Source organism: Saccharicrinis sp. 156, from assembly GCF_050589685.1.
In the GTDB taxonomy this organism is placed as follows: Bacteria; Bacteroidota; Bacteroidia; order Bacteroidales; family Marinilabiliaceae; genus Saccharicrinis.
In genome coordinates, this window is sequence record NZ_JBNGOS010000010.1 from 130353 (window position 1) to 145423 (window position 15071).

The window sequence follows — 15071 nt, forward strand, 5'->3', positions numbered from 1 at the left end:
ATATATATTCTGTTATAATATGTTTTCCACGGGTACGTATGGCAAATCAAAAGCAGTAGAAACACCTTCGTAAACCACATCACCTTTCACAATATTTAGCCCTAACTTTAAAGCTGAATTGTCCTGACATGCTTTTTTCCACCCCTTTTTTGCCAGCTCCAATGCATACGGCAAAGTAGCGTTAGTTAATGCCATTGTTGATGTAAAAGGTACTGCACCAGGCATATTTGCAACTGTATAATGGATAACATCATCAATAATATATGTAGGATCTTCATGTGTGGTTGGTTTGGAAGTCTCGAAACAACCACCTTGGTCAATAGCAACATCAACCAATACGCATCCTTGTTTCATGGTAGGCAGCATATCGCGCGTTATCAATTTGGGTGCTTTGGCTCCGGGAATCAATACAGCACCAATGATTAAGTCCATTTTACGAACTTCTTCCCGGATGCGCATCTCATTGGCTGCCAAAGTACTTACGTTGGCAGGCATAATATCATCCAAATAACGTAAGCGCTCTAAACTTTTGTCCATGATAGTTACATTGGCACCCATTCCTGCCGCCATTTTTGCGGCCTGGGTACCTACAACACCACCACCGATCACTAATACTTTAGCAGGACGAACCCCAGGAACGCCTCCTAACAACACTCCGCGTCCTTTGTACGTTCTTTCTAAATACTTTGCGCCTTCCTGCGTAGCCATTCTACCGGCTACCTCCGACATTGGAACCAATAACGGAAGCTTTTTGTCGGGGGTTTCCACGGTTTCGTAACTTAAACAAATTGCTTTTTGCTCAATCATGGCCTTGGTTAATGGCTCACAAGATGCAAAATGAAAATAAGTGAACAATAACTGATTTTCTTTAATCAATTTATATTCCGGCTCAATAGGTTCTTTTACCTTCACAATCATTTCAGCAATAGCATATACCTCTTCAATGGTGGGTAAAATTTTGGCGCCAACCTTTACGTAATTCTCGTCGAAAAAATCGGTACCTTCGCCTGCGGTAGATTGTACATATACAGTGTGACCAGCCTTAACACACTCTAATACTCCGGCCGGAGTCATACCAACCCTATTTTCGGAAGGTTTAATTTCCTTAGGAACACCTATAATCATTGCTCTAAACTTTAAAATATTTATTGAATAGTTTTGTCATTTCAAATTAAGAAATTACTTTGTTTATGCACTATGAATATTGTCAGGCAAAAAAGCTGTTTAAAATCATGGTAATTATTTATAAAAATCGTCAAATTAATCAGAAACCCTATAGTTGGGATGGCTATTGCACTTATAAGTGCATTTTTCACAAAGCACACCCGATATTTTTTTCAGTTAATACATAAATGACAGATATTTTCATCTATAACCCCACGGGCGAAATGGCAATCGCCAATGGCATGGTCAGTTATATGCCTCCTAAAAACCTAAGGCATTTTGAAAGTGATTTAGCTTTTCTGCCCTCCTTTTTTGCATCGAAAGGCGATATAATCCTCACCCCCAATCTTCCGAACCCCGCTTTTTTAGAACAATGGTATGCCTTAGGACTTGTAAAGATTCGTTATTTAAGCTCGTTGAAACAAACAAACAGCAACTTAAATTATATCAGACCCTGGAGTTGGAATCCCGCCATACATCATAAAACCAAACATTTGAAAGCGAATACTTCAGATGATTTTAAAACGTCGCCTAATTTTAGCTGGAAAGATAGCAGTATGGCATTTTTTAGCAGGGATACCACGAACAAAGTCCAAAAGTATATTCACGAATCAGATGTGATAAATCCAATCATTAATATACCATCTCCAGCTATTTCACTTACTTCATTGGAAGATTTCAATTCGTGGATGAGCAAGCAAAAAACGGCTATTTTAAAAATGCCATGGAGTTCCTCGGGAAGAGGAATTCACGTTATTGCACCGCATAAAAATCTTCATGCGAATTACCCTTGGATAAAGGGAGCCATAAAACAACAAGGGTTCTTAACAGCAGAACCTTTGTTGGATAAAGTTTTTGATTTCTCCTTTCAATTGGAGATCAAGCAAGATGGAGAAATTGACTTTTTAGGTATCTCATATTTTATAAATGACGAAAAGGGACACTTTGTTGGTGGAAATATAAATTGGCCTCACCAAATAAATGAAATTAGTAATTTTCTGCAAGTTGATTTACTTAAAAATGTATCCTTGATTCTAATTGAAGCTTTAAAAACAGTTTCCCCGCATGATTATTACGAAGGCCCTATTGGTGTGGATGCCATCCTATATAAGGATATTAAAGGAAATTTAAAAATTCATCCTTGTGTTGATATAAACTGGCGATACAACATGGGTATTGTCAATATCTCCCTGCCTAAATTTGTGGATGAAAACGCTATTGGATTTTGGAAAGTGTCGTCATTCCGGAAAGGTGAATGGAACAAATTTATAGAATCAAATAAAAAAACTAAGCCACTTATAACTAGCGCTTTTAATAAGATATCCAGCGGTTTTATTAATATGACTCCCGCAAACGAACAAGCAGCATTTGGTGTATGGATGGAGGTATGGCCTAAATAAAACGTCCTTAAACCCGCAATATGCATTAGAAAATCTATTACACATTGAAATTGTTTCAAAACAAGACACTCCGCTGCTTCACTTCAACTCACCATAACGATGAAAACCTAGTAAGATTGCACTTTCAATGTTCACGACGAAGTTCTAATGCATAATCCGGGTTAAACTATTTTGATATAGATTACGAGAAGGTTTTGAGCCTCGCTTTGGGATTGATTATAATAACTTTGAAACCCGGGAACCTACCATATAATGCCCGGGAAAATAGTTTGGTGAGCTTTGGGGAGATCAACAAAGCAAGTTTCAAGTCATTCTTTTCATACAAAAATGGTTTCCATCATGAATCCCCATTGGGTTTAGTTTGATTTACATTGTTTGGTATTAAATACGACAGGATTACTGCCAAACTAAAAGCTACCAGATAACTCACCAATCTTTCTGATATGCCCGTGATATCGGCCAACCATGTTTTCCAGATAATGGTTGAAATTGATCCCCCAAGCAAAGAGCCATACAAGCCAGCCACAGAAAACCTTCTCCAGAAAAGCAACAGTAAGATAGCCGGTCCAAATGAAGCACCTATACCCGACCATGCATAAGATACCAAACCATATACTGTTTCTTTCATTAAAATTGCCAATGCAAACGCAAACAAGCCCACAACAACTATCAAGATCTTGTTGATCTGCAACTTTCTTTTCTCTGAAAAATGATGTTTCCGGCTGCTTTCAATTAAATCTTCACTTACTGCCGTCGAAGCCACCATCAATTGCGACGAAGCTGTAGACATCATAGCACTAACAGCCCCTGACAATAAAACTCCTGCCAATAACGGGTTCAATAGAAGCATCACAAGTGTTGGCATAATCTTTTCGGCATCTAGGGCTAATGTCAGGGCCACATCACCTAAAACTCCGGATTGTACCAACTTATATCCGATTAAACCAATGGCAAAGGCACCCACATAAGCTAACATGGTCCAAATAACCGCCACTACCCTTGCTTGTTTTGTTTCCCTATCGTTTCTTAATGCCATCAGGCGAGTTAATAACTGTGGCTGTCCGGTATAACCTACGGACCAGCTGAGACCGTTTAGGATGAGCAGAAAAGAAAAAACACTTTTGTGATCGGCATTACCTATCTCATCCGGCACAGTTGATACAATGGATGAGAGATCTATACCATTATTAACCGCAACAAAATAAGCTATGATCGGCAATACCACACAGGTAACCACCATTAAAATAGCCTGAAAAGCATCGGTGGCAACAACGGTAATAAATCCTCCCAACATGGTATAAAATGTTACCAATAACGACCCGAGAATCATTCCCCATAAAGGATCGATACCGAAAGTATTGTTGAATATTTTTCCGGCACCAGAAAATTGCGAGGCAATATAAAGCATAAAAAAGAAAATAATTACGGTAGAAGTAACTATGGTGATAGGTCTTGTGTGTTTGGGAAATTTGTTTACAAACAGGGCACTCACGGTTACGGCTCCATATTTTTGCTGAACTCGCTGAAGTGGATTGGCCATAAAGATCCATAAAAAGAAGATCCCTAGCATACAACCAATAGCCACCCATACGGATGTTATTCCTTCGGCATAGGCGTGGCCGGTAAGACCAAGCAACAGCCATGCCGACTCTCCTGTGGCCCTTTCGGAAAGTGCGAGCGAATAACCGGATAGTTTGTTTCCGCCGATAACAAAATCGGTATTGGTTTTAGATTTGTTGGAAGACCAGGCAACTATTCCAATCAACAAGATTAGGTATAAGATAAATACAAGCGTCATATATAGTAAAGGTTATTTACCAGAGTTCCACATTGCTTTTTTTTAATTCGAACTCACGTTATTACAAATAAACATATTTATAACAAAATAAAAACTGTTCCGTAATTATTTATACACAACTTTTACAAATGATTTGTAAATATTAATTAAAGCCCTCATTTTTGCGCTCGATATTTAAACCTTTATAATGACCGTTTCTATAATAACTGCTACCTATAATGCAGGGAAAACCCTTGAAAGTGCGATAACATCGGTAATCAATCAAACCTATCCACACATTGAATATATTGTTGTTGATGGAGGATCAAAAGATGAAACCATAGGCCTGGTTGACAAGTATCGTCCTTTTATCCACCGGTATGTTTCCGAGCCGGACAATGGGATTTATGATGCGTTGAACAAAGGAATCAGCATGGCCACGGGCGACATCATCGGATTTTTACATGCCGATGATCTTTTGGATGACGATTCAACCATTGAAACAATGCTAAACGTATTAAAAAACAAGAACACGGATGCCATTTATGGCGATCTGGAATATGTTCAGGTTAACGATCCAACCAAGGTGGTAAGGTATTGGAAAAGTAAACCATTTAAACCATCACTGTTAAAAGCAGGCTGGATGCCCCCGCACCCCACGTTGTTTTTGAAAAAACAGGTTTACGACGAAATCGGATTGTTTAACCTGAATTATAAAATTGCGGCCGATTACGATTTTATTCTTCGATTATTCTCAAATCCTAACTACAGTGCTACATATGTTCCCATGGTAATTACCCGCATGAGAGTGGGCGGTGCCAGCAACAAAAACATAAAGAACATACTTTTGAAAACCAGGGAAGACATACGTGCTCTAAAAGAAAACAAAGTAGGTAATCTATTTTCTTTGATATGGAAAAATGTATCTAAATTGCCTCAATTCGCAAAAAGTCGACACGGCCGAAGCGAATAATTGGCACGGCTGAGACGAATAATGGTTTTAACGGGATCTTGCCTTGATAGGCACTCAATATGTAGTGATAAAAGCAGTTAGTTCGCAAAAAATGAAAAGAACATACAAATTCAATCATTTAATTTATACGCAAAGGAATGATTGAATTTGCATGGGAGTTCCATATGACCATGGAAAGAAAATAAAAGCATATGAAAATTAGTCAAAAATTAATATTTGCCACAGTAGTATTAATAGCAACTAACCTGTCGGCACAGGAAATAAGTCATTATAACAACGATAAATTCAATCCATTTGAACGCATAATTTATCGTCCCGGATTAAACATTCATACTTCTGTTCGTACCTACCAATTGGATAAGATCAATGCGATAACAAATATAGATTCTTTGTTATATGATGGATTAAAAGTACCATCAGGAAAATTGAATTTTTGGCAACGTATTTTCCATGATGATTTATTGAAATGGGAAAATGAGGAAGTCACCATTAAAATTAATCCTCTGTTCGATTTTGGTGTGGGAAACGAAACGGATGAAGGAAAAGGCACCTGGAATAATACACGAGGGCTTTTTATTGAAGGGACCTTTGGCAAGAATTTTTATTTCTATACCGATTTCGTGGAGAACCAAAGCGTATTCCCGAATTATATGGACGAATTTGTTGACCTAAGAAAAGTAGTACCGGGACAGGGAAAAAGCAAAAGCTATGGCGATAATGCGCACGACTACGCTCAATCTACAGGCTTTATTTCGTTTAATCCTGCAAAGTGGTTTAATGTGCAATTGGGTCAGGGCAAACATTTTATTGGCGATGGATATCGCTCGTTGTTACTTTCCGACAATTCGTTTAGTTATCCTTACCTAAAGTTTTCGGCTGAATTTAATAAGGTTCATTATCATGTGTTGTGGGCACAACATCGAGACTTAAACAACATAACTGAAGAACAGGAAAGCAATGATTCCAGATATCTGGATAAATATTCAGCGTCGCACTATTTGACCATCAATGTCGGCAACCGCTTATCGATGGGACTATTCGAAAGCGTTGTTTGGGCTGGGCAAGATAACAGGGGACAACGCAACTTCGACCTTTCCTACCTTAACCCTATAATCTTCTTTCGCCCATTAGAATACTCTTTGGGATCGCCCGATAATATGACCATGGGATTAACCACCAAATATATCGTCGGCAACAACAGTGCCTTATATGGACAGTTTGTGTTAGGTGAATTTAAATTCGACGAAGTGTTTTCCGGCAACAAATGGTGGGCCAACAAACAAGGTTTTCAACTGGGTTTTAAAAGCTATAACCTTTTCGGCATCAACAAGCTTGATTTCCTTACCGAATATAACCAGGTAAGGCCATATACTTACTCGCACCGCGAAACCATAACAAATTACGCCCATTACAATCAGGAGCTGGCCCATCCCCTCGGTGCCAACTTCAGGGAAAGCGTTACCAAAGTAAAGTATCAATACAGACGATTTGTTTTTAATGCTGAATTGATGTTTGCCATGTATGGCAAAGACCTTTCTGACGATGAAGATGCTCCCAGCTTTGGCCAAAATATCTTTAGAGACAATGATTACCGACCTGAAGATTATGGAAATTCTATCGGTCAGGGTTTAAGAACCAATCTGACTTATCTGGATGGTAATATGAGTTATTTGATTAATCCACGAAACAATTTTAATATTGCTGCGGGACTTAGAATCAGAAAAGAATCAAATGACCAGGAAACGAAAAACACCCAAATGGTTTGGTTTGCCGTTAGAACATCCATCAGAAGCATTTATACCGATTTTTAAGTATAGTGAATCGAGCGTATAATGCTCCGTAATTATATCTAAACGAAGATTATCGACTAGTATATTTATTTAATCAATACCCGTTCCACATAAGCAACATCGGTTCTTCCCTTAAAATAAGAGTACTGCGGTGCAGTCGTAGGGAGGGGGATTGGGATATTAATGTAAGCTTATATTCCTATGCATATAAGCTTACAAACAACCATTAGAGTATTAACTAGCATTATTATTCTCCAATACATTTCATTTATTCCCCTATTAAATGGTATGGATTTTTACTAAAACATATCGTAACTTGAGTATAAATGTTTTACACAGGCCTTTCCGTTGGAATTGACCATGGCGGAGCAGTGCCTTTTGCTCCCTATAGATGCATCATTTCAAGCACTTTGTGAGTGATGCAAAAACAAAGTATCCTTCAGACACCATAACCTGACTCAAGAATTAGCTTAAAACATTACCTTCCAAAAACATACGATCATGAATTCACCAGAAAACAAGGTTAATAACGAATGGTTTGATTACTACCAAAAATTCGATTATTTCTCTCATGACAAAATCAGAGAAGGATGCTACCCCACGATGATGGAACACGAAGGTGCAGATAAAGCCATTGTGTTGGTTCACGGACTTACCGACTCCCCCTACTTTATGGGTGCGATTGCCTATCATTTTCATCATAACCTTGGATATAATGTTTACCTGCCCCTACTCCATTTTCATGGTCTTAAAGAACCGAAGGGAATGGAAGGTGTAGATTTAAGAGAGTGGAAAGCGAACGTGCGATTCGCCATTAAATCCGCTGCATCAAAAGTTAACCAAGTTTCAATTGGAGGTTTGTCTACAGGAGGAACTTTAAGCTTTTATATGGCTTGTATCAGTCCTAAAATCAATGGCGATCTTTACTTGTTCTCTGCTGCGCTTGATTTGGCAGGGGGGCCTTTGGGCGTTTTTGGGGAAATCATTGAAAGACTTCTTCGTACAGGCGTTACGGAATGGCTTGATAGGATTGATGGAAAGAAACCTCTTATTGGAGAAAATCCTTATCGCTATGCCAGAATTGATAAAGATGGTGCCCGTGAACTGGTTCGGCTGATTAAGGAAACAGATGATTTACTCGATGAATATGATGACAAAGATCCATTTCCCAAACGTGTTTTTGCTGCGCACTCAGAATTTGATCATACGGCAGATATTCAAGGAATTCTCAACCTGAAAAAAGTTACACCTCCAGACCGGTTTACATTCTTTAAAATCCCTAAGAAATTAAAAGTTCCACATGCGAGCCTGGTGCTTAAAGAAAACATTGAGACAGACATAAGTACCAAAAACAAAAAGGTGTTCGAAGAAGCAAACCCTTCTTTTAATGATATGATGGAAGCAATCACCTTCTTTCAGAAATAGTATGGAACTGTTTTTCAGAATTTTCCTCCCCTCGTACATTATTGTTTACATATTGGTGTTGTACATAGAAAATATTTCTTCTTTCAAAAAGAAATATGGTATTGATCCCGAAGTGGTCACCCCAAAAGATAAATTGATGTATATTTTTCAGGTCTACCGCCAAATCATCTTTGTCTTTATATTAATGGCCATTTTGATGTACTCGGCATTCCCAAATAGTTACCATATCCTTGTTCCAATACCTTATCTGGAAATCGGAATTGTCCGTATCTCAGGTGCCACGATTATGGTCGGATCCCTTGTTTTGGTGAGAGTTTCGCAACTTCAATTAAAAAGTTCCTGGAGAATAGGTATTGACCGGTCCGGAAAAAGAACCGACCTAATAACTACGGGAATTTATCGAAGATCAAGAAACCCTATTGCTTTGGGAATGGTTTTAAATGCGTTAGGCCTGTTTATGACATTACCCAACGTAATAACATTTTGTATACTTAATCTGGTGTTCATGATCTTTACGGTTAGAATTAGAATTGAGGAAGAACATTTAGCATGGATGCATGGTGATGAATACGAAGATTATAAAAATAAAACTCGAAGGTGGCTTTAGGATTCTTGAGCTGAAAAATATATGGATAATATTACATTAGAAAAAATGATCTTATCCAGGGTTGGAAACTGGACCTTTGATAAGCATGTGTCAAAAATATTCGACGATCATGTCAGGAAATCGATTCCCTGTTATGATGACGTACAACGACTTATTGCCTTGATTTCACGACAAATCCTACCGGATCATGCCTTTGTTTATGACCTGGGTACCGCAACCGGAGAAGTTATCTTTAACATTGAGGCCATTAACCACTCTAAGGAATTGTCTTTTGTTGGAATTGATCAATCCGACCATATGCTCAATATGGCCAAAAAAAAATGCCAGGTTATTAACAATGTAACATTCCGAAATGAGAAAATTGAAACGTTTGATTATCTGCCATCCAATTTAATAGTATCCGCTTTTACCTTGCAATTTGTCGAAATACCCAAGAGAAGGGACGTATTGAATAAAATTAAAGATTCAATCATGCCTAATGGTTATTTTATTTTATGCGAGAAAATGTCCTTTCCGAATGACGAATCAAATAGTTTTTTCCGACAGGTACACGAAAACTGGAAATTAAGACATTTCTCACCCGACGAAATAAATTCAAAGAAGAACAGCCTAAAAAATGTAATGCAATTATTATCTATGTCTGAATATTCCGACATGCTGAGAGAAGTTGGTTTTAGACAAATAGATGTATTTTTTCAATGGTGCAATTTTGTTTGTATCCTGGCACAGTAATAATTATTCCTCTTTTAATAATTAAACCTTTAAGTGCTTAATGTAACACCTTCTTCTTTTATGCTGTCTCTTATCGAAATATTTCCATTGGCCCTGAACAAGCTTATTTGATTCAAGCTCAGGATTGGATTCAACTTTTAATATTCCTTTTGAATTAAATACTTGAACCATGTTATGAATCAATATCGCATTGACCCCTTTTCTCTGGTACTCCGGTTTTACGGCAATTAAACACAACTCTGCCCGATCATTCTTCTTGAGGGCCTTAAAAAGATACATAAAACCCAAAGGATACAACTTGCCTTTTGCCTTTTGTAATGCCTTACCTATAAACGGGATCGCAAATCCAAAAGCAATAACACGGTTGTTCCTATCCATGACAACGGGAAGAAATTCAGGAATTATAATGTCATAATATTGCTCAATATATTTTTGTATCTGCTTTTTGGTTAATGGCACTACACCGTATAAATGTTGGTGCGAATCTTCAATTAATTGAAATAAATCGCTGGCATAAGGCAATAGTTCTTTTTTGTTGTTTACTGCCAACAGCTTAAGTCCATAACGTTGCATGGCCATATTTGCGATCCGTTCTATTTTTTCGTTTGTAACATCAGGAATTTCGATTTCATATTCAACCCAATCGGTATCTTTTGTGTATCCGGCTTTTTCGAAATGATTTGTGTAATAAGGATAATTATAAGTGGCAGCTTGTGTACTAATCTCGTCAAATCCTTCAACGAGCATTCCTACCGGATCATGGTCGGTAAAGCCCAATGGACCATGCACAGCTTCCAGCCCTTCTTGTAATGCCCATTGTTCTACCTTTTCCATTAAAGCTAAAAACACAGCTTTATCATCAATAAAATCAATCCAACCAAACCGTAAGTACCGCTGGTTCCATTTTTTGATATGAGCATGATTTATAATGGCTGCTACGCGTCCCACAACTTGATCCCTATCATAGGCTAACCAATATTTAGCCTCGCAATGCTCAAATGCGGGATTCTTGTCACGGTTAAGAATACTATATTCATTCACAAATAAAGGAGGCACCCGATAAGGATTATTCCTATAAAGCCATTCTGGAAACTGAACAAAACTCTTTAGATCCTTTAGGTTGATCACCTCTTTTATTTTTATATGCATAGTTTGTATTAATTACGCTAAGCTGTTAAAATACAACACTTACCTTCTATAAATATATGAAACCGGTGCTATTGGTGCAAATAATAATTTAGCAATGGATAATAATCTGGACGCTTTTCAAACTTTGATCATTCTCATTATTGAAAAACATGTCCAACAAGGCATTATAAAATAACCTGTACCATTAAAACTATTGCCAAAACCCGATATGCTCATTAAATAATAAAGAATCAGCAATTAATTTTCCAACAAGAATAATAGTAGGAATCAGTTAACTTAATCGCTTTATGGAACGAAGTATAAGAAGGGTAACTTCAGTAAATAAGCTCAATAAATATTGGGATGATTTAACATTTTGCTATTTTCAAAAAAAAGATTTTCTTCTTCATTTACAAAAATACAATCCCTGTAACCAGCGTTATTATGAGCTTTACATCGACGAATGTCTTAAAGCCGGGGCCGTGGTATATTCCATCAAGATGGACTTGCTCACTTTTTCCAAATTCACCAACCAAACTACAGTTCACATTATTGGCCTGCCTGTATCCGTTTCGGCAAGTGGGTTGATAGGAGAAACATGCGAGTTTACATATCTTTCGGAATATATCCTGAAAAAGGAAAAAGGATTCATACTTGCTCTCAATCTCATTAACGGATTCACCCAGGATAGTGCAATAAATATGAGGACATTACCTTCTGTTGTTTTCAAGAAAAATATCAATAACTGGGAAGAATATCAGGGACTAATCAGATCGAAATACAGAAGACGCCTAAACAATATCCTTCAAAAATTCTCAGGGGTAGAGTGCTTTGTTAATTTATGCTCCGATTATACCGAAGAGCATCATGAATTGTACCTGCAAATCCTGGAACGTACAAAAACAAAGCTGGAAACATTGACTTTTGATTTTTTCAGGAATTTACCGGATAATTTTCAGCTTACCAGTCATTATGCTGCAGGATGTTTACTCTGCTGGAACATAATCTGCTTCGATAACAACAGAGGATTTTTCTTTTTTGGAGGATTGAATTATGAACTAAGAAATAAATACCAGGCATACCATAACAATCTCATAAGCATATTAAAGTCATGTTTCACCAATAAATGTGAGCTTATCGATTTGGGTCAGACCGCAGAGATCCCCAAAATGAGATTAGGTGGAGAAATAGATGAGAGACATATGTTTTTGTACCATAACAAAAAAGTAATTATGGGTTTGCTAAGGATATTCCAAAAACAGATATCCTACAATCACATTTCTAAAAAAACAAAAGTATTTAGTAACAATAACTAAACTTGAATATTATGGAAAGGTCTTTAAATGTATTATTTGTACGACCAAAGCCATCGCCCGAAACAATCGGCCTGCAACACATTATGGTTGTTGAACCGTTGGAACTTGAAATTCTGGCTACTTTAATCAAGGCTGACAATCAAGTGACCGTTATAGATATGATTCATGAGAAAAAACCGATTTCTTATTTTATCCACAAATATGATCCGGATGTATTTTGTATTACCGGCTATATTACACATACAGCCATTATGGCAGCGTATTGCCGTATTGCTAAAGAGATAAATCCCAAAACCGTTACGGTAACCGGAGGTATTCACATTGAGAAATTTCCGGAAGATATTGATCATGAATATGTTGATTTTAGAGTGGTCCGTAATGCCACCATTACATTTCCCAAATTAATCGATCATATCAAAGGAAATGCCGACTTGCCGAATGGTGTTTTATCGCAAGGGGAAATTCTGGACGAGGCTTTACTGCCAGAATATGATTTCTATACGATAATACCCGACAGAACACTTACCTCAAAATATCGCAAAAAGTATTTTTATGTGTTCCACAATAAGGTAGCTCTGCTTAAAACATCTTTTGGTTGCCCCTATAAATGCAATTTCTGTTATTGCCGTATAATTACGGGAGGAAAATACTTTGCACGGCCAATCGATATTGTAATAAAAGAGTTAAAAACAATAAAAGAAAAAGAAATATATATCATTGATGATGATTTTTTATTGGAAAAAGGCAGGCTTAAAGAGTTTATTCGATTGGTTAAATTAAACGGGATAAACAAAAACTATCTTGTTTTTGGAAGAGCGGATTTTATTGCAGATAATCCAAACATTATCCATGAGTTTAAGTCAATTGGGCTTAGAACAGTTCTTGTTGGTCTCGAATCCTTTAATAATGATGAATTATCCGGTTATAAAAAACAAACCAGCGAAAGCACCAACAAACTGGCTCTTAAGGTACTAAGTGAAAGCAATGTAGATTGTTACGCAGCGGTTATTTTATCTCCCACATGGAGTCAGGAAGATTTCAACCGTGCTGCTGATATTATGGTTGAACTTGGATTGAAATTTATCAACCTACAACCTCTCACCCCATTAAAGGGGACCGGACTTTACATAGACGAAGATACATTGATTATTGACCGAAGTGATTTCTCCAAATGGGATTTGGCACATATCATGGTAAAACCACATCACATGACCGTGAGCGAATATTATAATAACATCATCAAATTATATCAACGTGTTATCTTCAAACCCAAACATTTATGGGGATACATTAAGTATTCACCTCTTATGCAATATAAAATCATCAAGGGGCTAATAAAAATTCGCAAGCAATATAGGAAAAAGATTATGGAGGGTTCACATTATGCCAAAAATACTATTTATTCAACCGACTCAGTACAGCGCCAAGAACAAAAAACCTTGTAAACAAAAAAGGGTTTACCTGCCAGGCCTTGCTTTTCCTTTGTTAGCCTCTATTACTCCTAAACATTGGGATGTAGAGGTTATTATTGATATTGTTGAAGATGTTAACCTGGATACGGATGCAGATATTGTGGGAATCGGCGCCATGGGCCACGCTATCTTCAGGGCTATAGATTTGGCCAAGGCATTTAAAGCCAAAGGTAAAACAGTGGTTATGGGCGGTTATATGCCATCCATGGTGCCCTGGTTTGTCAAAGATTATTGCGACAGCGTTGTCATTGGTGATGCAGAAATTGCGTACCCGAAGCTACTGAAGGATTATGAATTAAATGGTACAATAGATGAAGTTTACGATTACCCCATCAAAGAATTAAAGAACCTTCCTCTTCCCGACTATGATATATTAATAAACAAAAAAATTGGCTATATGCTACCTGTACAGGCAGGAAGAGGTTGCCCTAACTTATGTAGCTATTGTTCAATCGCTTGCCTGTACAAAGGTAAATATATTACCAGACCTATCGACGAGGTGATGAATGATATTTATCGAGTAAAGGAATTGGGTTTTAAAAGGTTTTATTTGATAGATGACAATATAGCCGGGAACCCAACTTATTTGGAAAAACTGTGCCAAAAGATTAAACCGCTTCGCATGACATGGGCCAGTCAATGCTCCATACAATTGGCAAAAAAACCGGAATTATTAAAGCTCGTTGCAGAATCTGGGTGTAGGATACTTAGCCTGGGCATAGAAAGTCTTAGCCAGGAAGGATTGGATAAACTCAACAAAAAATGGGTGATAACCCATGAGCACGAAGAATTATTGGGAAGAATAGCTGATGCCGGCATACTCCCTGCAACAGAAATGATCATAGGAACGGACGGCGATACAGTCCAATCAATAAAAGCCACTTTTGAATTTATCATGAAAACTAAAATCCCGGTCCCGAAATTTTATATCATGACACCCATGCCCGGTTCCGATTTGTATGCTGAATATAAGGAACAGGGAAGGTTAATTCACGAAAATTATTCGAGATATACAGCAACAAATTGTGTTCATGTTCCCGAAAAAATCACTCCCGAAAAATTGGAGAACCGCTATTGGTGGCTTTACAACAAAGTATATACCATCCCTAACATTTTAAAAAGGACAATTTTTCATAAGCGATTTTTTAACCGACCATTCATGTACTTGTTTGCTTTCGTTGTCAATTTACACTATCGCAGATATATTAAAAATGGCGATGCTCCAAATATCTTTTAACCGGCGTGTGCGGATCAAATTATATTACCCAAAGGTTACCCGTATAGGTT

General features: G+C 37.4%; 12 protein-coding genes. 9 read left to right on the top strand and 3 right to left on the bottom strand.

Annotation, left to right across the window (positions count from 1 at the left end):
• Positions 1 to 12: 12 nt before the first annotated feature.
• Positions 13 to 1125, bottom strand: a complete 1113-nt coding sequence (ald, locus tag ACRD64_RS08045) for an alanine dehydrogenase (protein WP_430932782.1) — start codon at positions 1123 to 1125, stop codon at positions 13 to 15.
• A 227-nt stretch (positions 1126 to 1352) separates the two neighbouring features.
• Between ald and ACRD64_RS08050 the strand changes: the two genes are divergently transcribed.
• Positions 1353 to 2564, top strand: a complete 1212-nt coding sequence (locus ACRD64_RS08050) for a hypothetical protein (RefSeq protein ID WP_430932783.1) — start codon at positions 1353 to 1355, stop codon at positions 2562 to 2564.
• Between the two features lie 337 nt (positions 2565 to 2901).
• Here ACRD64_RS08050 and ACRD64_RS08055 read toward each other — a convergent pair whose 3' ends face one another.
• A complete protein-coding gene (locus ACRD64_RS08055; RefSeq protein ID WP_430932784.1) occupies positions 2902 to 4362 on the bottom strand; it encodes a sodium/proline symporter in 1461 nt (486 codons plus the stop codon).
• Between the two features lie 187 nt (positions 4363 to 4549).
• Between ACRD64_RS08055 and ACRD64_RS08060 the strand changes: the two genes are divergently transcribed.
• From ACRD64_RS08060 to ACRD64_RS08080, 5 genes are all read left to right on the top strand, one after another.
• A complete protein-coding gene (locus tag ACRD64_RS08060; protein ID WP_430932785.1) occupies positions 4550 to 5314 on the top strand; it encodes a glycosyltransferase family 2 protein in 765 nt (254 codons plus the stop codon).
• A 191-nt stretch (positions 5315 to 5505) separates the two neighbouring features.
• On the top strand, positions 5506 to 7125 hold the full coding sequence (locus ACRD64_RS08065; RefSeq protein ID WP_430932786.1) for a hypothetical protein: 1620 nt from the start codon (positions 5506 to 5508) through the stop codon (positions 7123 to 7125).
• A gap of 480 nt (positions 7126 to 7605) precedes the next feature.
• Entirely contained in the window at positions 7606 to 8529 is a 924-nt protein-coding gene (locus ACRD64_RS08070) for an alpha/beta hydrolase (protein WP_430932787.1), read from the top strand.
• Position 8530: 1 nt separating this feature from the next.
• Entirely contained in the window at positions 8531 to 9136 is a 606-nt protein-coding gene (locus ACRD64_RS08075) for a methyltransferase family protein (RefSeq protein ID WP_430932788.1), read from the top strand.
• Between the two features lie 21 nt (positions 9137 to 9157).
• Positions 9158 to 9868 carry a methyltransferase domain-containing protein gene (locus tag ACRD64_RS08080; protein WP_430932789.1) on the top strand — a complete coding sequence of 237 codons (711 nt, stop codon included), beginning with the start codon at positions 9158 to 9160 and terminating at the stop codon, positions 9866 to 9868.
• A 21-nt stretch (positions 9869 to 9889) separates the two neighbouring features.
• Here the strand turns inward: ACRD64_RS08080 and ACRD64_RS08085 are convergent, their stop codons facing one another.
• Complete coding sequence (locus ACRD64_RS08085; RefSeq protein ID WP_430932790.1) at positions 9890 to 11017, bottom strand: GNAT family N-acetyltransferase; 1128 nt, start codon at positions 11015 to 11017, stop codon at positions 9890 to 9892.
• 287 nt (positions 11018 to 11304) lie between these two features.
• Between ACRD64_RS08085 and ACRD64_RS08090 the strand changes: the two genes are divergently transcribed.
• From ACRD64_RS08090 to ACRD64_RS08100, 3 genes are read left to right on the top strand one after another with little or no spacing between them, the layout of a single operon-like run.
• Positions 11305 to 12312 carry a hypothetical protein gene (locus ACRD64_RS08090; protein WP_430932791.1) on the top strand — a complete coding sequence of 336 codons (1008 nt, stop codon included), beginning with the start codon at positions 11305 to 11307 and terminating at the stop codon, positions 12310 to 12312.
• Positions 12313 to 12323: 11 nt separating this feature from the next.
• Entirely contained in the window at positions 12324 to 13757 is a 1434-nt protein-coding gene (locus ACRD64_RS08095) for a B12-binding domain-containing radical SAM protein (RefSeq protein ID WP_430932792.1), read from the top strand.
• Positions 13696 to 15021 carry a B12-binding domain-containing radical SAM protein gene (locus ACRD64_RS08100; RefSeq protein ID WP_430932793.1) on the top strand — a complete coding sequence of 442 codons (1326 nt, stop codon included), beginning with the start codon at positions 13696 to 13698 and terminating at the stop codon, positions 15019 to 15021. The genes ACRD64_RS08095 and ACRD64_RS08100 overlap by 62 nt, the downstream gene beginning before the upstream one ends.
• Positions 15022 to 15071: the final 50 nt, after the last annotated feature.